This window comes from Nostoc sp. (assembly GCF_036917755.1).
Taxonomy (GTDB): Bacteria; Cyanobacteriota; Cyanobacteriia; order Cyanobacteriales; family Nostocaceae; genus Nostoc.
This window is the reverse complement of the sequence record NZ_JBALFC010000007.1, coordinates 1-24701: the sequence shown is the minus strand read 5'-3', so window position 1 is coordinate 24701 and position 24701 is coordinate 1. Positions and strand designations below refer to the sequence as shown.

Sequence of the window (24701 nt, the reverse complement as noted above, 5' to 3'; positions counted from 1 at the left end):
CTCCTCAAATCCCTAACTGATCATCGCAGTGCGGTCTATAGCGTCGCCTATAGCCCCAATGGACAACAGTTAGCTTCTGCTAGTTATGACAACACCATCAAAATCTGGGATGTCAGCAGTGGTCAACTCCTCAAATCCCTAACTGATCATCGCAGTGCGGTCTATAGCGTCGCCTATAGCCCCAATGGACAACAGTTAGCTTCTGCTAGTTATGACAACACAATAATTTTATGGGATTTTGATTTCGATAATTTATTATTCAGTGGTTGCAATTTGCTGAATAATTACTTCATTGGCCATCCAGAAGTGTTAGAAGAGTTGCAATTATGCCAAAGTCCATCGCGATTAGCGCAAGGGGCAACAGTCTTAGTTATCCAAGGTGAGAAGTTAGCGCGAAATGATGATATTAATGGTGCTGTTGAAAAGTTTGGCAAAGCACAGCAGTGGGATAATAAATTAAAGTTTGATTCTCAGGCGAGAGCGAAAGAGTTGGCGAATAAAAGCAAGGCTGAACGCTTGATTAGTGAAGGAAAGAGAATTGTCCAAGAAGGCAAGGTAAAGGAAGCACTAGCAATTTACGCCGATGCTCAAAAGTTAGATCCAAAAGTTGAAATCTCCGCCGACTCTTGGAACTCACTTTGCCGATACGGTAGCTTACACAAACAAGCCACTGATGTCATATTTGCCTGTGAAAAAGCCGTTGCACTTACACCTGAAGATGGCGAGATTCGTGATAGTCGTGGCTTGGCTAGGGCGCTGACAGGGAATTATCAAGGAGCGATTGAGGACTTTGAGGCATATATCGCTCAGACTGAAGATAAAGATATTAAAGCACAACGGCAGCACTGGGTGAAAGATTTACGGGCGGGGAAGAATCCGTTTACAGATGCAGAGCTTGAGAAGTTACGGAAGTAGTTTTAACCTCTCTTTGAACCTCTCCCCTAAGTTATCGAATAGCCCAAACAAACCTCACCCTGGTTCTGCTACGCTTTCACCCGTCCCTCTCCGAACTCACGGCTATCCATTAGTCACATCTTTCTTAACAATCTTGAAACCAGTGTTTTATAAGTATCTTGAACACTGAGGTGTCAGGCATACTTGACAAATTAGGTCTTAGTCTTCTCGCCAAAATTAGGTTTTTCCACATAACGTCAAAAAATCAAAGTTTTATAATAGAATTTCACGCTGATGAATCGGAGGTAAGTGTGAGCACTGCGGTACACTGGCAGGAACGAGTTGGTAATCAAAGGGATTGGGTTTGGCGCGGCTGGCAAACCCGCTACACTTACATTCGCCCTAGCCAAAATCACCACCAGACAACACCCCTGATATTGCTACATGGCTTTGGCGCTTCCATTGGTCATTGGCGACATAATTTAGAGGTGTTAGGTGAACATCACACAGTCTACGCGCTGGATATGTTGGGTTTTGGCGCTTCTGAAAAAGCCGCAGCTAATTACAGCATTGAATTCTGGGTAGAGCAGGTTTACGACTTTTGGCAAACATTTATCCGTCAACCAGCGATATTAATCGGCAATTCTAACGGTTCACTGATTTCTATGGCGGCCGCCGCCACCCACCCCGATATGGTGCGGGGTATGGTAATGATGAGTTTACCCGACCCGTCACTAGAACAAGAAGCAATTCCCCCTGTGCTGCAACCAGTTGTCAGAGCAATTAAAAATATTGTTGCTTCGCCGTTGATTCTGAAACCTGTGTTTAACTTCGTGCGCCGTCCTGGGGTGCTGCGTCGTTGGGCTAGTCTCGCCTACGCTAACCCAGAAGCGATTACCGATGAACTCATAGAAATTTTAGCAGAGCCTCCCCAAGACAGGGGTTCCGCAAGAGCTTTTAGTGCTTTGTTCAAAGCTGCGATCGGAATTAACTTTAGTCCCAGTGTCAAGAAAGTATTACCAACCTTAACAATTCCGATGCTGTTAATTTGGGGACAAAAAGACCGGTTTGTTCCCCCAGCCCTGGCTAGCCAATTCGCCCAATATAACGAGAAATTGGAAGTGCTAAATTTGGAGGATGTCGGGCATTGTCCCCATGATGAATGTCCAGAACAAGTTAACCAAGCTATTTTAGATTGGATTGAGAGATGGGTTAGCGATCGCCAACGGTTGGTTATTCCCTAAATATTATCCAATGGGTGTATGCAATGGGTGCGATCGCATCAGCCACTACCTTTACCACGATTAAATTTCTTAATTTTTACAGCAGATTTCAAGGAAAGTGAAGTAGACAACGATTCCTCTCAAAGCCAGGTATAAAGCCTGTTCTACTTCTGAATTCTGACTCCTGAATTCTGAATTCTGCTGTAACACCTAGTCAATCGTGGCTTGGTTACTGTCAACATCTGTAGTACCATTCACCGAACGGGCTACAGAAATCATTTTGTTGAGAATTTCTTGACTGGGAACTTTACCTTTCAATACTACAGTGCTGCCTGTCTGAGCAACCCAAAGGGTATTAACATCATCGAGTTGAGGGTCTTCATCAAATGCCAACGCTACCCGCTTTGCTAAACCACTTTGGTCATATTCTCCATTTAATCCCAGACGTTCTGGCGGTATTGATTGCGTAGCAGTAGGTGCAACGCTAGTACTCGGAGCTTGCGCTATTGCCTGTGGAGTCGGATTTACTTCAGCATTTTGAGGTTTTTCCATTCCAAACAATCTTTGTAACCAACCCATATAAACTTTTCTCCTATTAGAGGCTCATTAAATCTGACTATAAAAGCTTTCCAAAAATACCGCATCTGCCAATGAAAAGATATGCATCAATGAAATTCCGGCTTGCAGTATGATTTGTGCCCAATTTCTCTCCAGAAAATGCAATGAGTGCAACTATTCAGTTTAAAATAGAAGGTCGCACTGATAATTTAGTGCGGTAGTAGTTCTAGCATAGCCCTTAGCTAGTGTCTGCGTTCCTCAATTCCTGCTCTAGCCTCTATTGGCGAAGATGAAACATACCCTTTCAGTTCTGGTAGAAGATGAGGCGGGTGTTCTTTCCCGCATTTCTAGTTTATTTGCACGTCGTGGCTTTAATATTGAAAGCCTTGCTGTTGGCCCTGCTGAACAAGGAGGAGTCTCTCGAATTACGATGGTTATACCTGGTGACGATCGCATTATCGAGCAACTCACCAAGCAACTGTACAAGTTAGTCAATGTCCTGAAAGTACAAGACATTACCGAAACTCCTTGCGTCGAGCGGGAATTGATGCTTTTGAAGGTGAATGCTAGTAGCAGCAATCGCTCAGAAGTGATCGAACTGTCTCAGATTTTCCGGGCGCGAGTCGTGGACGTGGCGGAAGATTCTCTCACCTTAGAAGTTGTGGGAGATCCAGGTAAAATGGTAGCGATCGTGCAGGTGTTGCAAAAATTTGGTTTGAGAGAAATCGCCCGCACTGGCAAAATTGCCCTAACTCGTGAGTCGGGTGTGAATACCGAGTTACTTAAGTCTTTGGAAGCAAAAGTTTAGTTGGGAAGTTATGTAAATAATCTACTTATGGGGGCGAACATCTGTGCGCCTCCAATGTCTGTTGCATCCATGAACTTAAGTGGCTAAGAGAAGGGGTAGAAGATTACGAATTATCTCGAAATCCTCAAAAATTGCGATCGCCAACAATGGCGACATTACGACAGCATATCTATGCCATAAGATAGCTGCTTTTTGAATGTATATATGCTTTGAAAGTTGAATAGAAGTATCTATAGCATAGCAATAAGTTAAAAACTACAGATAAAAGGTTTTGTGACTTACCTATAGGCGCTTGTATGTTCAAGCAGTGCTTCGAGAAAAACTATGTCGAACAGGAACGCCTATAGGAGAATCTGGAATGTCTGATGGAATCCTCAGAACAAACTTTAAAAGCGGCTTTTATAAGTTGGTAGTACTAGGTGTATTTTCATAAATAACTTTAGAGATTTTGGCATATTAATGCGTTTTACTGCTAGCAAATTCTATTAATAACGATTTATGTACAGCTATTATTTACTACTATGACTGTGATGCCCAATTACCTTACTTCAGTAAGATGTACGCTCACTATCTCAACCGTTATTATATTTATGAAATGGAAATTCCAGTTGACGTAATGAGGTAAGTAATGGCAACTAAATTGAAAGTTACAAATATTAAAGGTGATGAGTGTGTCCAGAAAATAACTAAATCTATTCAGACTATGGTATCTGATGCCAAAGTAGATGTGGACGTTAATGCAAAAACCATAACTGTAGATGGTTCGGCTTCTGAAGAGACAATTAAACAGATAGTTCAATCTGCTGGTTATACTATAGAGGGCTATTAATTAGATTTCTAAATTTCTCAGGAGATTTAGAAATCTAATTAAGCACAATTTCTTGCTCATAATATATTCGCCCGTTTTGCGGGCGGAATATTATTAACAAATTCCTCTACTTGATCAAGAATATTTTCCTCCTCTGACAGACTTGAAATACTTGGCTTTCTGCCTGACTTATAAGCTGTAACAGATACAGCTAAAGAGTGTAAGAATTTGAAAGTACTGCTGTAGATTTATTTGCTCTGACAAAATTGCGAAATTCTCCAGTACTCGTTTTCAGGAACGAATTAACATTGGGTCATAAATTTGACACTCTTGAACCCCATAATTGCTCAGAATAGAGCTAGCGTGATCAAGCTCATTGTCTGTGCCACTAACGATGAGTATGTACTTGCCTTGGTCAATTTGCTCATTGTAAAAGCGTGCCCACTCATCTACTATTCCTAGCCTCATAGCGTCAAAGCGCTCATTTAAATTAACGCCTGTTGATCCTTTGAATTGAGAGAAGTCTTTGCAAATTAAGGAAATCTGGTTTACTGGTAAACCTGCGGCATACATATCGTTAATTGCCGCTTCAACATTATCTATATGATTGAAGTAACTAACAGCATGCTTGGTCAGAATCCCACTTTTATTAGGAATGGCAGTAGCAGAAGTCGTAGTCAGATAATTTGTAGTTCCATGCTCACTGTTGAGATGCTCGTAAATGCCAAACTCTTCAATACCCCAACGCTGGAGAATTGCTTGTACTTTAGCAATTTCAAGGGATGTACAATCCACGATTATTAAATAGTGTCCATACTCGACTCGCTCGTTATATGTTCTAGCTTGTTCTTCCGACATTCCCCAACCAACTAATGCACCAGCAAAAGTCCCAGTAGCAGCACCAATACTTGCACCTACAAGGGTTGTAACCAAAGCAGTTGCAGCTGCGCCAGCCAGCATTATTGGCCCAACTCCAGGGATTGCTAAAGTACCAAGACCTACTAATAAACCAGTCAACCCACCAACAGCGCCTCCTGAAAGCCCTCCTACTGTTGCACCTTCGTCAGCTTTATCACCAGTGCGCTCTTTAATTTGATCATCGGCAATCTGATGATTGCGGTCTGCGTTCTGTACAACTACAGATACTTTCTCCATCGCCAAGCCAGAATCTCTCAACTCATGTAGCGCCTGTTCTGCATCTCGACGATGAGTAAATACGCCTACAGCACGTTGATATTGACTTAAAACCATTATTACTCCTTGGTAGGGGAAAATTAATCACCTACAAATTTAGTTAGTATTTCAGTACTTATAATATTAAATAGGAGTTTGTTTAACTGAAAATCATCTTAAGTAATAAAATTTTGGGCGTTGCAGAATAGAAATACGAATTAGGGCGATCGCTAAAGGATGAAATTTTACCTATTTATGTGAGAAAAATCCAGGCAGCTACTGTATGATTATCCAACCACGACTTAGTATATATTTTTGGCATCTATAAGTTTTCCTTCTTAGCTGTTATGACCCTCCGCCTTGATTCTACCCTTAGCTTGGTTTGTCCCAGCATTAGCGATGTTTGCCAACAAGTCGCCCCTTTAAAACTGGGAATTATGGCCTCTGGGAATGGCAGCAATTTTGATGTAGTTGCTCAAGCTATCCAAGATGGGCAGCTAAATGCTCAAATTCAAGTTTTAATTTACAATAACCCTTCAGCTAAAGCAGCCGTAAAAGCAGCCAATAGAGGTGTAGAAGCTGTTTTATTGAATCACCGCAACTATAAAAGTCGAGAAGAGTTTGATCAGAAAATTGTGCAGACATTGCAGCACTACGGTGTAGAGTGGGTGATTTTGGCAGGTTGGATGCGATTGTTAACATCAGTATTCATCGATGCCTTTCCTGACAAAATTATTAATATCCATCCTAGTTTGTTACCTAGTTTCAAGGGAATCCATGCTGTAGAACAAGCCTTGGCATCTGGCGTCAAAATCACTGGTTGTACAGCACATATAGCTTGTTTAGAAATGGACAGTGGCCTAATATTGATGCAAGCCGCAGTACCAGTGCTGCCGGATGATACAGCAGAAACACTCCACGCCCGGATTCAAATTCAGGAACATCGGATTTTGCCACTAGCGATCGCTCTAGCAGCTTATTCGTCAAAAGTTACACTCACCCTCACGTAAAAATACATACAGCAGATTTCAAGGAAAGTGAACTACAGAACGATTCGTCCCAAAGCGAGCTATAAAGCCTGTTTTACTTCAGAATTCACCAATTCTGCTAAATTGTTCTACAATCAGCTTGACATAATTAAAGCAATATGTTATTAATTGTAGTTTGTGGAAACTTTACTTCTTAAAATAAGCTCTTGGCTAACGTCATTGTCATAGGTGCCCAATGGGGCGATGAAGGAAAAGGTAAAATAACTGACTTACTCAGCCGTTCGGCAGATGTTGTGGTACGTTACCAAGGGGGTGTAAATGCTGGACACACAATTGTAGTCAAAGGTCAGACCTTTAAGCTGCACTTGATTCCCTCTGGTATTTTGTATCCAAATACCGATTGCATTATCGGCTGTGGAACAGTCATCGATCCACAGATTTTGATCGCAGAACTCGACCAACTAAAAGAATTAAATATTTCCACTGACCACCTGCTGATATCTGAGACAGCCCACGTAACGATGCCTTATCATCGCTTGATTGACCAGGCATCTGAAGAACGACGGGGAAGCCATAAGATCGGCACAACAGGTCGGGGCATTGGGCCGACTTATGCTGACAAATCTGAACGTATAGGCATTCGGGTTTTAGACTTGATGGACCCCGATGGGCTACGTGAGCAGTTGGAGTGGACGATTAATTATAAAAACGTCATTTTAGAAAAGCTTTACAACTTGCCGCCTCTAGATCCTGAAGAGGTGATTGAGCAGTATTTGGAGTATGCAGAACGCTTGCGGCCTTACGTTGTTGATACATCGTACAAAATATCTGATGCGATTCAGCGACGGCGCAATATTTTGTTTGAAGGCGCACAAGGTACGCTTCTTGACCTAGATCACGGAACTTATCCCTATGTCACCTCCTCTAACCCAGTGGCGGGTGGGGCTTGCGTTGGTACTGGGGTAGGTCCGACAATGATTGATCGGGTAATTGGGGTGTCGAAAGCCTATACAACCCGTGTGGGAGAGGGGCCATTTCCCACAGAACTGCATGGAGAGTTGGGAGAATTGTTGTGCGATCGCGGTGCCGAATTTGGCACAACCACCGGACGCAAACGGCGCTGTGGCTGGTTTGATGCCGTCATCGGTCGCTATGCCGTGCGGATTAACGGCATGGATTGTATGGCGCTGACCAAACTGGATGTTCTCGATGAATTAGAGTCAATCCAGGTTTGTGTCGCCTATGACATAGATGGCGATCGCAGCGAACACTTCCCCACTAGTTCCCGTAAATTTGCCAGATGTCGCCCCATCTACAAAACCTTACCAGGATGGCGAGTGTCAACAACTGACTGCCGCACCCTAGAAGACTTGCCACAGCAAGCACTGGACTATCTAAAATTCTTAGCCGAATTAATGGAAGTTCCGATTGCGATCGTCTCACTAGGAGCTAGCCGCGATCAAACCATAATTGTCGAAGACCCCATTCACGGGCCCAAACGCGCTTTATTGCACGCCGACGGCACGCCTGCTACCCTACTTAGTGCGTAAATATAGTCATTAGTCATTAGCAAATGACAAAGGACAAATGACAACTGACAATTGATAATTAACAACTAACAAATTTTATGGCTATTACAGTCGAATCTCAAAAACGTCCAGAAGGCAGCAAGCCAAGAGCTTTGCGCCGTTCTGGACTCATACCTGCCAATTTGTATGGTCATAAAGGTACAGAGTCAATTTCTTTGACCATTGAGGCCAAAACTGTTGAGCGCTTGCTCAAAAGGGCTTCAGTCAACAATACCTTAATTGATTTAAATGTTAGTGATGTACCTTGGCGCGGCAAAGCCCTGCTGCGGGAACTTCAGATCCATCCAGCAAAAGGTACCCCTTACCACCTCAGCTTTTTCGCGGTTGCTGGCCACGGTGACACGACTGTAGAAGTTCGGTTCCGTTTTACGGGAACTGCGATTGGTGTTAAACAAGATGGTGGTGTGTTAGACACCGTAATCAGTGAGTTGCAAGTGAGTTGTGCGCCAGAAAACATCCCAGAGGTCATTGAAATCGATGTCTCTAACCTGCAAATTGGAGACAGCTTGAGTATTGGTGATATAGTTTTTCCTGAAGGTGTAACACCTCTAGCTGAATCGGAGCGACTTGTTGTCAGCGTTTTGCCACCGCAAATCAGCGCTGAAGATATTGAGACAGAAACTGAAGCAGTTTCTTAAGCTAGGTAAACTATGTAATAATTCTTGATGATGCCAGGGGGGAACTCCTGGTTTTTTTGTATTTGAACCGCAGAGGCCAGAGATGACAGAAGTGACTCTTCCAGCTTTAATTCAGCAAATGTTGCAGCCGGGATTTTATCCCCATACGGTGACAGAACCTATTCAACTAATTCAAACCCACATTTCTTATGTGCTGTTAACTGGGGATTACGCCTATAAGCTGAAAAAGGCTGTGAATTTTCGCTTTTTGGACTTTTCCACCTTAGAGAAGCGGCAGCATTTTTGTCAGGAAGAGTTGCGGTTAAATCAACGGGGTGCTGGTGAACTGTATTTAGAAGTTTTGCCCATAACTCAGGTAGGGGAGCAATACGAGTTAGGGGGAACGGTCGAGGCTGTAGAATACGTGCTGAAGATGCGCCAGTTTCCTCAAGAGTCACTATTAAGTTCACTTTTTGAACAGGGTAATTTAAATGAGACAGACTTAGAAGAGTTGGGACGGGTGGTGGCTCAATACCATGCCGAAGCACAGACGAATGATTATATTCGCAGTTTTGGTGAAGTGCCAAAAGTTCGGGCTGCAATAGACGAGAATTATCAGCAAACTGAGAAGTATATTGGTGGACCCCAGACTCAGGCACAATTTGTAGAAACAAAGCAATATACAGATAAGTTTTTTGCAGATCGTCCAGAAGTATTCGCTAGCAGAATTCACAACGACTATATTCGTGAATGTCACGGGGATTTACACCTGAGAAATATTGCGCTGTGGCACGATAAAATTCTGCTGTTCGATTGCATTGAGTTTAATGAGCCGTTTCGCTTTGTCGATGTGATGTATGATGTGGCCTTTACGGTGATGGATTTAGAAGCGCGGCAGCGCAAAGACTTAGGTAATGCGTTTTTGAATGCATACGTAGAGCAAACTGGAGACTGGGAAGGCTTACAAGTGCTGCCTTTGTATTTAAGTCGTCAGGCTTATGTCCGGGCAAAGGTAACTTCATTTTTGCTAGACGATCCGAATGTACCCGCGACGGTAAAGGCAGAAGCGACAAAAACCGCCGGTGAGTATTACAAACAGGCTTGGGACTACACTAAACCAAAGCTGGGAGAACTAATTTTGATGTCGGGGTTGTCGGGTTCTGGTAAAAGTACCACAGCAAAGTATTTAGCCCGTCAACTGGGAGCAATTCACCTTCGTTCCGACGCGGTGCGGAAACATTTAGGGGGAATTTCCTTGTGGGAAAAGGGTGGCGATGATTTGTATACACCTGAGATGACCGAGAAAACCTATACACGGCTGTTGGAATTGGGAATTATACTGGCTAAACAAGGATTTTCGGTGATTTTGGATGCCAAGTATGATCGACAGCAGTTACGGCAAGAAGCGATCGCTCAAGCTACAAAGCACCAACTTTCTATTCAGATTATCCAATGCACAGCACCGCTTGAAGTTCTAAAAGAGCGTTTGAACAATCGCACTGGTGATATTGCTGATGCTACCGCCGATTTATTAGCCTCACAAATCAAACAAGCTGAACCTTTCACTGAAGAAGAACAAGCCTACGTAAAGATTTTGGATACAACTCAACCACAACAGGCACAATTAAAATAATTCGTAATTCGTAATTCGTAATTCGTAATTGAATCGAAAATTACGAATTACGAGTTAGTAATTAGTTAATAGCTTTTTTTACTCTATGGCAGACAAAAAGAACGACTTTTTCAGTATTTCTCCCAGCTTCTTTTCTCAACTGTTGTTTGGGGCATTTTTAACATTTATATTAATAATGACCGGCTCCGCACCAGCCCTGAGCATCTTCTTAGGTATCATGGGGGGTTTCATCTTAAGCTGGATCACAAATGTAACCAGTAATAGCGCCCAGGCACCAACTGTCGCCTCCTCTGATGGTGTCGATACAGGACTGAAATACTGGTTATTTTTCATGCTTGGCTTTGTATATTTAGGGTATCCAGCACCCATGAGTATCTTGCTAGGTGGAATAGGCGCTTTCGCTGGAGGCTGGATTACTGCTTGGTGGGGAAGTAAGGAAACAACTAGAACTCAGTTGCAAGTTAAAGAGTCAGAAGAGTCAGAAGAGGGCGAAGTTGAACCAACAAACGATAGGATCAACAAACGGCAAACAAGAAGAACCGCCCGCCGTTACCGTCGCGGTGCTGGTAGTAGTTTCAATTTCAGGTTTTGGGAAAAGTAATAATTGGGGCATTGGGCATTGGGCATTGGGCATTGGGCATTGGGCATTGGGCATTGGGCATGGGGCATTGGGTCATTGCTTATTTCTCCCTCATCCCCCTCATCCCCCTTATCCCCCTCATCTCGCCCCACTCCCCACTCCCCGCTATGTTTTTATATTTATCCAAATTACTGCCACTATTTTTTTATCCACTAGGACTAGCCTGTGTAAGCTTGGTAGTAGCATTAGTTATGTTGTGGAAACGACCGCGCACGGCGGCGATCGCAATTGCTTTTGCTCTAACTTTATTGCTATTTTGTAGTAATGCTTGGATTGCTAAATCATTAGTGCGATCGCTAGAATGGCAATATCTCCCACTCGCCCAAATACCAGTCGCAGAAGCAATTGTGGTTTTGGGTGGCGCAACTAAATCAGCTTTTCCCCCAAGACCGACTGTAGATTTGAGTGAAGCAGGCGATCGCGTCATTTATGCCGCACAACTCTATCGCCAGAAAAGAGCGCCTATAATCATTCTGAGTGGGGGTCGCATTGATTGGCGTGGAGGTGGTTCACCAGAGTCGGCAGATATGGCAACAATACTTACATCTATTGGTATTCCATCTGCGGCGATTGTTGAGGAACCTGAATCTCTAAATACTTATCAAAATGCTGTAAATGTCCGAAAAATCTTGGAATATCGTGGCATCCATCAGGTATTATTAGTTACTTCTGCAATACATATGCCGCGATCGCTAAGAATTTTCCAGCGTCAAGGAATCAATGCCATTCCCACACCCACTGACTTTCTTGTAAGTGAGGGTGAGTTGCAAGAACTCGGCAGCACTCCCAAAGCCGCTATACTGAATTTATTACCTGATAGCGACAACTTACACCAATTTACCACCGCTTTAAAAGAGTACATTGGTTCTTTAATTTATCGCTTACGCGGTTGGCTTTAATCAAGTTAGGAGTTAGGAGAGACGCGATTAATCGCGTCTGTACAGGAGTTAGGAGTTATGAGTTATTAATTATGAAGTGCGGTAATTGCCTGAATTTAAAACCCCCCATTCCCCACTCCCCACTCCCCACTCCCCACTCTTAACTTTATGTCTAAAAATTTACCTTATATTATGCCATCGCCTCAACTCCAAGTTGAGGAAGCTTTTGCCGCTTACCAAACAACCCACCAGTTTTACCACGAAGTTCGCTCACGGTCAGAGTTTCAGCGTTATTCTGAATGGTATTATGCAACGGCAGAACAGCACCGCCAAGAGCTTAAAAGAATGCGCGGCGAACTGAATATTTTTCAGTGGTTTCGCCGCCGATAAGTGATTTAGATGACTTCTAACTCATTTTCACGTAAATGGGCTTTAAACTTCTTACTAAACTGGACTACAATCGGCAGATTAGCGCTTACCGGTCTGCCTTGCCATTGGGTGGCAATACTTACTACATCGCCTTCTGTACCTTTGATGTCAAAAGGCTGATTCCGATGTTCAGGATGATGATACACTACTACCGAATCTTTAACGCGGATGCGATCGCCAACTTTCATAACAACATTTACACCTAGCATTTGCTTTTCCATAAGTATCTGCTACAAAATATATGATTAAACCGTCTAGAATTTGATTTAATCAGCTATTTCTTGACGCGTCATCGGGGTAAGACGGCGCATTTAAACCTCTGCATTCAGGCAAGGCAACGCCTTGCGGTGAGTCCAGCGCTGTAGGCGGGTTTCCCTCCGTAGGCGACTGGCGCACGTCTTAGCAATCCGTCCTGCGTACTTTTTTAAGTTTTTTGCCGCGTCAACTTTTTGGAATACTTTTAATTAACCCTTTTATCTTCACTCTAGGATGTTCCCCAGGTCAACTCTCTCACCAATTTTCGTGCATAGCAGACGCGCTCTTTGAGATGTTACCAAGACGGTGAGTTAAGGAATCCACTCTTTAGATTGAGAGTAGGCACCCGCCAGCCAGGGACGGGTTTTAATTTTTATAATTGATATTTGCGACCTTTAATGGTAATAGGACTTACGCAAAACTATACGCGCTCAGGGGCAATTCATGAATTGCCCTAAGAAGAAAATCAGGGTTTTGGCTATTGTTTGCGTAAGTCCTGGGTAGTTTAACGAAATTTCTTCTAGGGAGAAAGTAGTACACAACTAGCATCTGCGTTCGTTTATAGCCCACTCACTCCTCTAAACACTGTGTAACTCCCTCCTTGCCCATGAGAATGGCAAATAACATAATTCTAGGGTCATGCTCTCATTAAAATAGCAGCTAATGAAACTCGTAAGCTTGTAGGTTTGATGCCATCATTGGTGATGAGGTTTAGTTTGTCTGTATCTTGTACTAACTGCACTAGAAAAGTTTCATCATCCAAATTAGCTTTACTGCCTTCTGTATACTCGCACAGAAGCTTATGGACTTGTTTTAGTTCTTTCCAAACACTGAGTTTTTTTATAATATTCTTGACCGTAATCGGTTCTAATCCTCCTGGTAAGCTATCAAATTTTTTCAACCGTTTTTTGATGGAATTAATGCGTTCTGAGGTAACATTGAGATTTTCTAACGTCTCTTCCTGCTGGAGTTTAACAGCCCAATTATTCTTGATATCATCGATTAACTGTCTACCTTTGCGGACTTTGAGCCATTTCTGGCAGACTTGATAACCACCAATTTGGAATTTCCAGACTTCTTCCGGGACACCAGTAGATTTGTCACCTTTTCTGTTGATGGTGACAGCATCTTGGTTGTATTTGGGATGTCCTACATCGACTAGATTATTACCGTCATTTTCAACAAATTTGGTGATGAAGTTGTCGAGTTGGAGTGATTTCATTAAGTGCAGTGATACTAATTCTTCACCATAATTTGCTAGTTGCTGGAAGAGTTCGTTATTACTGGTGAGAGGTACGCGGGGGAAGTCGATTTTGAGGAATTCGGTGTAACGCGTGCGGTAGGTGGGAGAGTGGAAGATGGCGTAGATGTAGTAGATGATGGCTTCTGGAGTTGGGGTATAGCCAAGTTTAGTTGTTATAGTATTGAGGAATTTTTGAGAAAAATTCGGACGGCATGGTTGTTCCAAGGCTAAAACCTGACCATCGGTAGCATCAGTATAAAGATACATAGGAATACTTGTAAGGTGGGCATCTTGCCCGCCTTTGGCTTAAGTTGACACCTATGATAGTTGTGCGTCCCTACCGCCTTTTGATTTAACAAAAAAAAAATCTATGCAACTAATTAAAAAAATCTTCGTATTCCCGCGAATTATTTACTTCTTTATCCCGATTATAATTCTCATTTTCTTATTCACAAACTTACTTTCAAATGCTGTTGAAGTCAGTAGCATAGAATTTATCGGGGAAGCCACTTTCCCGAAGGGTTTAATCTTTAAAAAAACTGAAGTTGGAGGTTTATCTGGAATTACCTACGATGCAAAAAACAACCTTTATTATGCTATTTCTGATGACCGTGGACAAAAAGCTGCCGCCCGTTTCTACACCCTGAAAATCGACTTGAGCAAAGGTTCACTACAAAAAAGTGGAGTTATTCCCGTCAGTGTTACTAGATTATTAAATGAAAATGTTCAAACATTTCGCCCTGGTGAAACTGATACAGAAGGTATTGCATTAACTAATCAAGCAACTGTGTTTATTTCTTCTGAAGGCGATGCTGGAAAATTAATTAATCCTTTTATTAAAGAGTTCTCACTATCTTCTGGAAGGGAAATTAAAACACTTCCTATACCAAACAAATTTTTGCCGGATAAAACTAGTAAAAAAGGTATTCGCAACAATTTGGCTTTTGAAAGCCTCACCATCACACCCGATAAAAAGCATATATTCACAGCCACCGAAAATGCTCTAATTCAAGATGGGATCGCAGCTAAACCTAACATCGGTAGTCCTTGCCGGATTTTGCAATACAACTTGCTCAACAACCAGCCAGAAAAGGAATTTCTTTATCAAACTGAACCAGTTGCACCATTTTTGAATCTGATTGGCAAATTCGCTAGTGGATTACCTGATTTACTTGCTCTCGATAATCAAGGACACTTCCTAAGTCTAGAACGGTCTTTTACTGGTTTAGGATTTGCTATTTCCCTGTTTCAGGTTTCTTTAGAAGGAGCAGATGATATTCATAAAATAGATAGCCTTTTAGCAGTTGACTCTAAGAATATTAAACCAGTTAAGAAAAAACTGCTGTTAGATTTGAGAACTCTAGATGTACTACTAGACAATATCGAAGGCTTAACTATTGGAGCTAAACTACCCGATGGCCAGCAATCACTAATTCTCGTCAGTGATAACAATTTCAATTCTCTGCAACGCACCCAGATACTAGCCTTTAAAATTAAAATTGAAACATCACTAATCAGATTATTACACCGTTTACTCTCGAACTTCAGCCATTAGCTGTACGGAGAAGAAAGCACCGCAGCTACGCCTACTGCTATTTACTTATTTGAAGCTTATTCCTGTGTATTTACGGAATCTACTAGGCAACTTTGTCCAGCCTATTTGTAGTTTACGTGTAATTTCTCAACCGTATTCATTAATAAATATGTTATAGAATGTTTAGGAAATTTTGCAGAGAGATTAACTATGATTACAGCACATAATGAATTTTCTTAAATTTATGATATTTTTTAGATTTAAATTTAATAATTAGCTAGACTTATTAAAGTATTTTAGCAGCAATATTTTTTATAAATGATTCTTACGCCACAAACTAAAATTCAGAATATGGTAGGGCAAAAAGCAGAGAGAGACGATTACATTGGACAATTTTTAAATAATCGTTATTTAATCAGAGATTTGATTGGCAAAGGGGGGATGGGTAGAGTTTATTTAGCAGAAGATACTGCTAAAGGTGGTATGCTGATCGCAATTAAAATCTTATCACTCAGTTTGGCAAATCAGCAAATGTCCCAACGCTTTGCCAGAGAGATTTTTATTGGCGCTCAATTGGGTCGCAAAAGTAAACATATTGTTCGCATTTTAAGTTACGGAGTTACTGAGGATAAAACGCCGTTTTATGTCATGGAATACCTCCAAGGAAAAAATCTTAAGCAAATTCTCAAACTTCAGCCTTTAACATTATCGAAGTTTTTAGAGATTTGCAATCAAATTTGTTTAGGCTTACAATGTGCCCACCAAGGTATCAGCCTCAAAGGAGAGATTTATCCCATTGTTCACAGGGATATCAAACCAGAAAATATATTCATTAGTGAAGATAGTAAACAAGGAGAAATTGTTAAAATTCTAGATTTTGGTATTGCCAAGTTTTTAACAGAGCGCAGTGGGATGACCCTGACAGATTCTTTTATTGGTAGTTTGCCTTACTGTTCTCCAGAACATATGGAAGGGCGCAAATTGCTAGATGTCCGCTCCGATATTTACAGTTTGGGAGTACTAATGTTTGAGATGCTAACAGGAAAGCATCCATTTCAGACAAAAAGCAACTCCTTTGGTACTTGGTATCAAGCGCATCGTTTTCAAATGCCACCTACAGTTGAGCAAGTGAATCCGCAGGTCAAAATCCCACAGATATTAGAAAAAATGTTGATGAGTTGTTTAGCTAAAGAAGTAAGCGATCGCCCTCAAAATGTCAACCAAATATTAGAAGATTTAGAAAAAGTTAATATTCAGCTTAATCAAGTTAGTCATCACAATAACAGTGAGATTATTAATCTCTCATGTCCCATCCAATTAGTACCTGTAACATTATTATCAGAACAAGAGTGTTTCCAGAAAACTTGGCCTAAAAATAAACCAATTGGCCGAATTGGATTTCCCCATTTACTACATACTTCTCAAAGACCTATACCAACTTTTTGGGCAATGTTGCCCAAACAAGAAATTACAAACTTTTTGGATAAAATACATGGCACTGAATTTATTAGTCAAATGAATGTATACCCGATGCTATTATGGGTTACAGTCCTATACAATGCCGAGCCTTCTCTGACTAAGTGGCTACCTTATTTTTTGGATTTAAAAGATAATAAAGGGCAAAAAATAGTGCGTAGTTTAGCAGAAGTAGGCTACTATCATCTATTACTTTTTGCCCTAGAAGATCCAAACCATTGCTCTCATGTAACGACTTTAAGCCTCACGGCTAACCAGCGCCAGCAACTTATACATTGCTTAGATATGAGTCAACAGTTAAATGAAATAATTTTGCCTAATCAAGCCAAAAATCTTCTAAAAACAGAGTATGAAAAACTGAAGTTACATATCTTACGAAACTTACCAGGAGATCAAAAAATTGAGAAAGAAGGTTTAAAAAATTGGATGGCTAAGTTTTTTGAGATTTTTTTTAAACTTTTATCACGTCATTGAAAGTCCGCGTTCAAAATCCTTACCACCATTACCTAATAATATTCTTATGTGTATATTGCTAACTTTAAATCGACTCAGCAGTAAAGGTGATCAAAGTGAATCAAAGCCCATTTACGTCTCCAAGTAGTACGGGCTTGCTTGCCAATCGTTACCAACTTAAGCAATTAATTGGCATCGGTGGCATGGGTGAAGTTTTTTTAGCAAATGATATTTTGTTAGGAGGTATACCAGTTGCTATCAAGTTTTTAACTCAGACTTTTGTTGATAACAAGATGCAGCAAGACTTTGCTCGTGAAGCTTTAATGAGTGCAGCTTTGAGTCAAATGAGTATACATATAGTGCGGGCGTATGATTATGGTGTGAATGAGAAAGGAAAACCATACTACGTTATGGAATATCTAAGCGGCAAGAGTTTAAAGGATTTAATTCCGTTGCCCCTGCCCATGTTTTTGACTCTCTCCCGCCAAATTTGTTTGGGCTTACAGTGCGCTCATCAAGGTATTAACATTGATGGGAAAATTTGTCCGTTAGTTCATAGAGATATCAAGCCTGCCAATATATTAGTTATTCCCGATCCGATATTGGGTCAGTTAGTTAAAATTCTTGATTTTGGTATTGCTAGATTTTTGAATTATACATCAACAGCTAGTACAAGTAGGGGATTTAATGGCACTTTACCCTACTGTTCTCCAGAACAGCTAGATGGGGAAAAATTAGATAGTCGTTCTGATATTTATAGCCTGGGTGTGATGATGTTTGAGATGCTCACAGGCAAAAAACCTTGGGAACCAGAAACTGATTACTTTGGTGCTTGGTATAAAGCACATCACTTTCAACAACCAAGAGCGATCGCAGATGTTAAACCCACTCTTCAAGTACCTCAGAAGCTAAATAATCTAATCATGGCTTGTCTTGCTAAAAAAGCAAGCGATCGCCCACAAAATATCGCTGAAATTCTGGAAGTTTTAAACAGTTTAGAACAGTCCAATTATCCCACTTTACCGATAATCTTAGGCTCTAGTCCCATCCTTAGCCGTTCCTTATATTCTGGATTACCAATCACAGTAGAACAAAGCTGTCAGCAACTTTTGTGGCCTGAAAATAAACCAATTCAAGAAATTGTTTTTCCCCAGCTTGTAGACACCGCACAAGGATCTATGACAGCGCTATGGTTGATGTTGCCTAAACAAGAAATCAAAAACTATGCCATTTCTACACGTTACAACCAGTTTATCTTCATGATATCCCCTCACCCAATGCTGTTGTGGGTGACTGTACTCTACAATCGGCAATTGGCTCCTAAGTGGCTACCGTGCTACTTAGATATGCAAAATCCCCAAAATCTTCGGCTGGTAAGTTTCCTGGCTGAAAATGAGCGCTACCCTTTGATTTTCTTTACCCTAGAAGCACCACATTCTTGCACCAACGTTCTCAGCAGTCACATCGAGCCAACTCAACGGCAAATGTTGAAAACCTGGGTGGAACAGAGTCATAGTTTACCACCCGCTTCTCAACTCCAGTTGAGCAAACAGCTATTAAAGCAGCAGTATAAACAAATGCAATCCCGGATATTGCAGCATCTGGAATCAAAGCCCCAGGTTGTATTATCAGGCTCTATTTAATGAAAAATTTCTCCCAAGGAGCGATGCCTACGGCGGTAAACTACGCACGCTGGGGAGACGGGGCAAAAATAATTCCTAACTCCAAAGCACTTGACAAGTAGAAAATAAATGGCGATAATAGCAAAGTTGCCAAACAAGGGACTGTAGTTCAATTGGTTAGAGCACCGCCCTGTCACGGCGGAAGTTGCGGGTTCGAGCCCCGTCAGTCCCGTTCTAAATTTCTAGTCCCTAGTTTTGGTTGGAGAGCCAACTTTCAGCAAATCTAAGTTGGGATACTTCACATATAAGTTACATTTATCATGCTTTGCGAAAGAGAGAACTAACTGTGACTGTCAGAGTCCGTATTGCGCCGAGTCCAACCGGAAATTTACATATTGGTACAGCTAGAACGGCTGTATTTAACTGGTTATTTGCCCGCCACCACGGTGGGAAATTTATAGTGCGAATTGAAGACACAGACCTAGAGCGATCGCGTCCCGAATACACCGAGAATATTCTTGAAGGATTGCGCTGGCTAGGACTTAACTGGGATGAAGGGCCATTTTTCCAATCCCAACGCCTGGATCTTTATAAAGAAGCAGTACAAAAATTGCTAGATCAAGGATTAGTCTATCGCTGCTACACCACTTCCGAAGAACTAGAGGCTCTAAGAGAAGCCCAAAAAGCTAGAGGTGAAGCTCCTCGCTATGACAACCGTCACCGCAACCTCACGCCAGAACAACGCGCCGCATTTGAAGCAGAAGGTCGTTCCTCTGTGATTCGCTTCAAAATCGAAGATGGGCGGGAAATTGTCTGGAATGACTTAGTAAGGGGGAAGATGTCTTGGCGAGGTAGCGATTTAGGTGGTGATATGGTCATCGCCCGCGCCTCAGAAGATGGTAGCGGTCAACCTTTATACAACTTTGTAGTTGTGGTGGATGACATCGATATGCAAATCACCCATGTCATTCGGGGAGAAGACCACATCGCCAACACCGCCAAGCAAATTTTACTGTATGAAGCAATGGGTGCAAAAATCCCAGAGTTTTCACACACGCCACTGATTTTGAACATCGAAGGGCGCAAGCTTTCTAAGCGAGATGGCGTCACTTCTATTTCTGAGTTTCAGCAAATGGGCTTTACTGCTGAAGGCTTGGTAAATTACATGACATTGCTGGGTTGGTCGCCACCAGACTCGACGCAAGAAATATTTACCTTAGAAGCAGCAGCCAAAGAATTTGGCTTTGAGCGTGTAAATAAAGCAGGCGCAAAATTTGACTGGGACAAGCTGGATTGGTTGAACAGTCAGTATATCCATAAGACGCCGATAGATAAACTCACAGATTTAGTTATACCCTATTGGCAAAAGGCTGGGTATAAATTTGATGGTGGAAGAGAACGCCCCTGGTTAGAACAGTTAGTAACTTTAATTAGCCAGAGTTTGACTCGCCTGGTAGATGCAGTAGCTCAAAGCCAACTGTTTTTTAGCGACACAGTTGAATTTAGCGAAGAAGCTAGTACACAACTGAAGCAAGAAGGTTCTGCTGCTGTCCTTGAGGGGATTGTCACAGCTTTAGAAAACCAGCTGCAACTGTCAGAAGCCGCCGCCCAGGAGATTATTAAACAAGTGGTGAAAGAGCAAAAAGTCAAAAAAGGCTTAGTAATGCGATCGCTCCGAGCAGCCTTAACTGGAGATGTTCATGGCCCCGACTTAATCCAATCTTGGTTACTACTAAATCAGATTGGTTTAGATAAGTCGCGCTTGAGTCGGGCATTAAATAATTCGTAATTCGTAATTCGTAATAGAGCCTCCGGCACGCACTCGCGTTCGTAATTAAGTTTTGTAGCGGGGAACTTAAACCCACCGAATTTGGTTAAGAGAAGCTAATTAGCGATTACCATAATAAAGAAAACAAGACTATATCTAATAGTCAAATGCCACGTTGATGAAACACTTAACAGCATTGTTTTCAAGTAAGCACGAGTACTTTAGTACAAGTGGGTAGAGGCTGTTTGACTCAGCCCACACCATTCTAGGTATCAAGAATCCCATCTGCTTTTAGCAGTGGGAAAAGTCAATTCCAGATTTTAGAAATATTTTAGATTTTAGGGGCGCACAAACGTGCGCCCCTATTCATCAGGTAGAGCAACTATAGGAACAAAAAATCATTCACTAATTACTAATGAATTATCCCCAACTTCAAATCTAAAATAGGTAGTAAATTCTCCTCACATTGGGAACTTGGTGTGTAAAATTCATGTCTTCAAAGACACTTAGAGGCGAACGTAATTACAATGCCAACAAAAGCGCTCAATAGAGTGATGAGATTATCGTTCATGATAGTTACGCTCTGCATCACATCGACAGTAGTTAATGCTGTGACTGATGCTCAGGAAGCGCCAACGATATTTGGAGATGTCACCATTGGTCCCCAGTTTTCGCCAGACCCCCTGACAGTTCGCGGGATGAGTGGTGGTTCAATATCTGGGAGTCAAGTAGCCGGGAGGAGCGAAACAGCCACTGGCCCTTGTACTGGATTTGTTGATGAAACACCAGACCACACATTAGCCCTAACAAGTAAATTTGACTACCTGAAGCTGCAAGTGCAAAGTCCTGAAGACACCACCATGATTATCAAGGGACCCGGTGGTACTTGGTGCAATGACGATTTTGATGGCAAAAATGCCGGTATGGTTGGTGAATGGCTGGCTGGAACTTACCAAATTTGGGTTGGTTCCTACGAAAAAGATAAGTATTTTCCTTACACTCTACAAATTACAGAAGTTAAGTAGTTGACATACTACTAAACTCAGCGAGTCCCTCACGAAACTCGCTGGTCTTCAAAACCGTGCTTAATTAATAGTTTCCCATTACACGGCTCCTCAATGACTCAAATCGTCAACATGACGAAAATTCTATTAGTTTTCATCGCACAGCCTTTATTTTACAAACTCAATACTGAGTGCTGAGTCCTGAGTGCTGAGTGAAGAAAAGTACTCAGCACGCTCTCTACTTGGTAAAAGCCCCGCAAGAAAGTAGGCGGAATCTTCTTATCGGGAGAAGGTTGATACGCTGCCCCTTGTGGGCGGTCTTTCAACTATAAGCCGAGGCACGGGCTAAACCCTAGCTATTCGCTAACGGAACTCAGCACTCTTGATGATATGGCTGATTTTATCCGTCTTCGGGGGTATTAGAGACCATTTATAAAATAAATCTTTAGAAAGCAAGACGACAGTCCAAGGTCATAAGTGACAATTTAAGGTCATGAACAATTTGTCAATAAGCAATAGGGCTTAAAATTATGCTGAAATCGGGGTAGAAAACACAACTTTAAACCTGGCGATCGCTCGCGTGATTTCACGTTTATCCAGGCTACTTTTGACAAAATTTTCCCATGATTAAATCCACATCGCCACACTTAAGTACTTGTTACCAAAGTTACTTCTATCTTATAACAGTATTTTTTCACAAATGATTCCGAATTGCTATGGTAATGAATTTTTGACAAGCTTGGTTTCTGGCTTGCAATGGCGATTTGGGCGGCTTCTCTGTCATAGTTCTCTACAAATTCTCTGCTTGTTAATCCAAGCTGTATTAAAATTAAGTTAACTTTGATTAAGATTCTTGTTGGCATCGCCATAATGCGCCGATCGCTCTATGGGAGTGCATATAAGAGATCAAATTAAACAAAATGGATTTATAAACATCCGTTTAACAGCTTAAAGTGACAGAGTGATGAACATTCGGTTGCTAAGGCTGATGAGTTGTATAGGCATCTAGAGGCAAATTAACATGAAATTCTCCTGGAAAGTCCTAGTACTCTGGACATTGCCGGCTTTGGTAATTGGCTTTTTCTTCTGGCAAGGAGCCTTTGCAGGCGCTCCTGTTGACGCGAGTAAGAATACAGCCAATACCCGCATGACCTATGGTCGCTTTCTAGAATACTTGGACGGCGATCGCGTCACCAGCGTGGATCTGTACGAAGGCGGTAGGACAGCAATTATAGAAGCTCGCGATCCAGACATCGAAAACCGTGTCCAAAGGTGGCGGGTGGATTTGCCTATTAACGCTCCTGAGTTAATCACCAAGCTCAAAGAAAAAGCCATTAGTTTTGATGCTCACCCCATGCGGAATGATGGCGCAATTTGGGGATTGTTGGGCAATCTCATCTTTCCAATTTTATTGATTACTGGGCTGTTCTTTTTGTTCCGGCGTTCTAGCAACCTCCCCGGCGGCCCAGGTCAAGCGATGAACTTCGGCAAATCCAAAGCGCGTTTCCAAATGGAGGCAAAAACTGGGGTGAAATTTGACGACGTAGCCGGAATCGAAGAAGCTAAGGAAGAACTGCAAGAAGTCGTCACCTTCCTCAAACAGCCAGAAAGATTTACCGCAGTAGGCGCACGCATTCCCAAGGGAGTCCTGTTAGTTGGACCTCCTGGAACTGGTAAAACTTTACTAGCAAAAGCGATCGCTGGCGAAGCCGGTGTACCTTTCTTCAGTATTTCCGGTTCGGAATTCGTGGAAATGTTCGTTGGTGTGGGTGCATCCCGCGTCCGCGATTTGTTCAAGAAAGCTAAAGACAACGCCCCCTGCATCATCTTCATCGATGAAATCGATGCCGTTGGACGCCAACGGGGTGCTGGTATCGGTGGCGGTAACGATGAGAGAGAGCAAACCCTCAACCAATTGCTCACCGAAATGGACGGGTTTGAAGGTAATACAGGCATCATTATTATTGCTGCCACCAACCGTCCCGACGTACTAGACTCAGCCTTGTTGCGTCCTGGTCGCTTTGACCGCCAAGTAACAGTCGATCCACCCGATATCAAAGGGCGTTTGGAAATCTTGCAAGTCCATGCGCGGAATAAGAAACTAGACACTAGCGTATCTTTGGATGCGATCGCTCGCCGCACTCCTGGGTTCACTGGTGCTGACTTAGCCAACTTACTCAACGAAGCAGCAATTCTCACTGCTAGAAGACGCAAAGAAGCGATTACCCTCCGCGAAATTGATGATGCGGTGGATCGAGTAGTTGCGGGGATGGAAGGTACTCCTTTGGTGGATAGCAAGAGCAAGCGCTTAATTGCCTACCACGAAATTGGACACGCTTTAGTTGGAACTTTGTTAAAAGACCATGACCCAGTGCAGAAAGTCACGCTGATCCCACGAGGACAAGCACAGGGTTTAACTTGGTTTACTCCCAACGAAGAACAAGGGTTAATTTCCCGTTCTCAACTCAAAGCTCGAATTACTGGTGCTTTGGGCGGTCGCGCTGCCGAAGAGGTGATTTTTGGGGCTGCGGAAGTTACCACTGGTGCTGGTGGAGACTTACAACAGTTGTCGGGAATGGCACGGCAAATGGTGACGCGGTTCGGGATGTCAAATTTAGGCCCACTTTCCTTAGAAAGCCAACAGGGAGAAGTCTTTTTGGGTCGTGACTGGACAACCCGATCTGAGTATTCCGAATCCATTGCCTCGCGCATCGATGCTCAAGTTCGGGAAATTGTTGAACAATGCTATGACAATGCTAAGAAGCTGATCCGCGATCATCGCACTGTTACCGATCGCTTAGTCGATTTGCTGATCGAAAAAGAAACCATTGACGGCGAAGAATTCCGCCAGATTCTGGCTGAATACGCTGAAGTCCCCGAGAAGCAGCAGTACGTACCGCAACTGTAACCACTGTTCTAAAATCACTGAAATGGGTATGGTCAAAAGGCTATACCCGAATGGCACTAAGAAAAGCTCTAAGCTATGTGGAATAAGGACTACAGCTTTTAAAGCTATTAGACCTCTTGCAAAAGTCCCAGATGCGTGGGACAAATAAGTTAGAGTTGGGTAGCATTAATGACCTACGAACAAGTAAAGATCCTAAAGC

The 24701-nt window shown here is 42.4% G+C and carries 21 protein-coding genes, 1 tRNA gene and 1 pseudogene; 18 read left to right on the top strand and 5 right to left on the bottom strand.

Annotated features, from left to right (window positions below; translation table 11 throughout):
* Window positions 1-915 (top strand): annotated as a pseudogene (locus V7L05_RS02050) (ribosome assembly protein 4); the annotation flags it as partial.
* A 290-nt stretch (window positions 916-1205) separates the two neighbouring features.
* Window positions 1206-2138 (top strand): alpha/beta fold hydrolase, encoded by a 933-nt coding sequence (locus tag V7L05_RS02045; RefSeq protein ID WP_335161340.1) that lies wholly within the window; start codon window positions 1206-1208, stop codon window positions 2136-2138.
* Window positions 2139-2327: 189 nt separating this feature from the next.
* Here V7L05_RS02045 and V7L05_RS02040 read toward each other — a convergent pair whose 3' ends face one another.
* The gene (locus tag V7L05_RS02040) at window positions 2328-2696 is read right to left on the bottom strand and encodes a BON domain-containing protein (protein ID WP_335161339.1); all 369 of its coding nucleotides are present in this window, start codon (window positions 2694-2696) and stop codon (window positions 2328-2330) included.
* Between the two features lie 268 nt (window positions 2697-2964).
* Between V7L05_RS02040 and ilvN the strand changes: the two genes are divergently transcribed.
* Both ilvN and V7L05_RS02030 read left to right on the top strand, forming a co-directional pair.
* Complete coding sequence (ilvN, locus tag V7L05_RS02035; protein ID WP_298906950.1) at window positions 2965-3483, top strand: acetolactate synthase small subunit; 519 nt, start codon at window positions 2965-2967, stop codon at window positions 3481-3483.
* A 628-nt stretch (window positions 3484-4111) separates the two neighbouring features.
* Complete coding sequence (locus tag V7L05_RS02030; protein WP_334949818.1) at window positions 4112-4312, top strand: heavy-metal-associated domain-containing protein; 201 nt, start codon at window positions 4112-4114, stop codon at window positions 4310-4312.
* Window positions 4313-4582: 270 nt separating this feature from the next.
* Here V7L05_RS02030 and V7L05_RS02025 read toward each other — a convergent pair whose 3' ends face one another.
* The gene (locus V7L05_RS02025) at window positions 4583-5542 is read right to left on the bottom strand and encodes a general stress protein (RefSeq protein WP_335161338.1); all 960 of its coding nucleotides are present in this window, start codon (window positions 5540-5542) and stop codon (window positions 4583-4585) included.
* A 269-nt stretch (window positions 5543-5811) separates the two neighbouring features.
* Between V7L05_RS02025 and purN the strand changes: the two genes are divergently transcribed.
* The 5 genes from purN to V7L05_RS02000 all read left to right on the top strand — a co-directional run bounded on the left by purN (window position 5812) and on the right by V7L05_RS02000 (window position 10893).
* Window positions 5812-6474: a phosphoribosylglycinamide formyltransferase gene (gene purN / locus V7L05_RS02020; protein ID WP_335161336.1), complete on the top strand. Its 663-nt coding sequence runs from the start codon at window positions 5812-5814 to the stop codon at window positions 6472-6474.
* Between the two features lie 185 nt (window positions 6475-6659).
* On the top strand, window positions 6660-8003 hold the full coding sequence (locus tag V7L05_RS02015; RefSeq protein WP_335161334.1) for an adenylosuccinate synthase: 1344 nt from the start codon (window positions 6660-6662) through the stop codon (window positions 8001-8003).
* Window positions 8004-8080: 77 nt separating this feature from the next.
* Window positions 8081-8680, top strand: a complete 600-nt coding sequence (locus tag V7L05_RS02010; RefSeq protein WP_335161332.1) for a 50S ribosomal protein L25/general stress protein Ctc — start codon at window positions 8081-8083, stop codon at window positions 8678-8680.
* A gap of 82 nt (window positions 8681-8762) precedes the next feature.
* Window positions 8763-10292, top strand: a complete 1530-nt coding sequence (locus tag V7L05_RS02005) for a bifunctional aminoglycoside phosphotransferase/ATP-binding protein (RefSeq protein ID WP_335161330.1) — start codon at window positions 8763-8765, stop codon at window positions 10290-10292.
* An 85-nt stretch (window positions 10293-10377) separates the two neighbouring features.
* Window positions 10378-10893 carry a hypothetical protein gene (locus tag V7L05_RS02000; protein ID WP_335161328.1) on the top strand — a complete coding sequence of 172 codons (516 nt, stop codon included), beginning with the start codon at window positions 10378-10380 and terminating at the stop codon, window positions 10891-10893.
* Here the strand turns inward: V7L05_RS02000 and V7L05_RS01995 are convergent.
* The gene (locus V7L05_RS01995) at window positions 10842-11024 is read right to left on the bottom strand and encodes a hypothetical protein (RefSeq protein ID WP_335161327.1); all 183 of its coding nucleotides are present in this window, start codon (window positions 11022-11024) and stop codon (window positions 10842-10844) included. The two genes, V7L05_RS02000 and V7L05_RS01995, sit on opposite strands and share 52 nt — an antisense overlap.
* A gap of 15 nt (window positions 11025-11039) precedes the next feature.
* Here V7L05_RS01995 and V7L05_RS01990 point away from each other — a divergent pair, with 15 nt between their 5' ends.
* Window positions 11040-11831, top strand: a complete 792-nt coding sequence (locus V7L05_RS01990; protein WP_335161326.1) for a YdcF family protein — start codon at window positions 11040-11042, stop codon at window positions 11829-11831.
* 147 nt (window positions 11832-11978) lie between these two features.
* The gene (locus V7L05_RS01985) at window positions 11979-12200 is read left to right on the top strand and encodes a hypothetical protein (protein ID WP_335161324.1); all 222 of its coding nucleotides are present in this window, start codon (window positions 11979-11981) and stop codon (window positions 12198-12200) included.
* Window positions 12201-12205: 5 nt separating this feature from the next.
* Here V7L05_RS01985 and V7L05_RS01980 read toward each other — a convergent pair whose 3' ends face one another.
* Together V7L05_RS01980 and V7L05_RS01975 are read right to left on the bottom strand one after the other, a co-directional pair.
* Window positions 12206-12460 carry a ferredoxin-thioredoxin reductase variable chain gene (locus V7L05_RS01980; protein ID WP_335161322.1) on the bottom strand — a complete coding sequence of 85 codons (255 nt, stop codon included), beginning with the start codon at window positions 12458-12460 and terminating at the stop codon, window positions 12206-12208.
* A 671-nt stretch (window positions 12461-13131) separates the two neighbouring features.
* A complete protein-coding gene (locus V7L05_RS01975; protein WP_335161320.1) occupies window positions 13132-14004 on the bottom strand; it encodes a type ISP restriction/modification enzyme in 873 nt (290 codons plus the stop codon).
* Window positions 14005-14107: 103 nt separating this feature from the next.
* On the opposite strand from V7L05_RS01975, the gene V7L05_RS01970 reads away from it, so the two are divergent.
* The 7 genes from V7L05_RS01970 to ftsH2 all read left to right on the top strand — a co-directional run bounded on the left by V7L05_RS01970 (window position 14108) and on the right by ftsH2 (window position 24502).
* The gene (locus tag V7L05_RS01970) at window positions 14108-15292 is read left to right on the top strand and encodes an esterase-like activity of phytase family protein (protein ID WP_335161318.1); all 1185 of its coding nucleotides are present in this window, start codon (window positions 14108-14110) and stop codon (window positions 15290-15292) included.
* A 297-nt stretch (window positions 15293-15589) separates the two neighbouring features.
* On the top strand, window positions 15590-17221 hold the full coding sequence (locus V7L05_RS01965) for a serine/threonine protein kinase (RefSeq protein WP_442937133.1): 1632 nt from the start codon (window positions 15590-15592) through the stop codon (window positions 17219-17221).
* A 95-nt stretch (window positions 17222-17316) separates the two neighbouring features.
* Window positions 17317-18843: a serine/threonine protein kinase gene (locus tag V7L05_RS01960; RefSeq protein WP_335161316.1), complete on the top strand. Its 1527-nt coding sequence runs from the start codon at window positions 17317-17319 to the stop codon at window positions 18841-18843.
* Between the two features lie 137 nt (window positions 18844-18980).
* Window positions 18981-19054 (top strand) — tRNA-Asp (locus V7L05_RS01955).
* 114 nt (window positions 19055-19168) lie between these two features.
* Window positions 19169-20611 (top strand): glutamate--tRNA ligase, encoded by a 1443-nt coding sequence (gene gltX / locus V7L05_RS01950; RefSeq protein ID WP_335161314.1) that lies wholly within the window; start codon window positions 19169-19171, stop codon window positions 20609-20611.
* 506 nt (window positions 20612-21117) lie between these two features.
* Window positions 21118-21615 (top strand): hypothetical protein, encoded by a 498-nt coding sequence (locus V7L05_RS01945; RefSeq protein WP_335161312.1) that lies wholly within the window; start codon window positions 21118-21120, stop codon window positions 21613-21615.
* 1000 nt (window positions 21616-22615) lie between these two features.
* Window positions 22616-24502 (top strand): ATP-dependent zinc metalloprotease FtsH2, encoded by a 1887-nt coding sequence (gene ftsH2, locus V7L05_RS01940; RefSeq protein WP_335161310.1) that lies wholly within the window; start codon window positions 22616-22618, stop codon window positions 24500-24502.
* The last annotated feature ends 199 nt before the right edge of the window (window positions 24503-24701 follow it).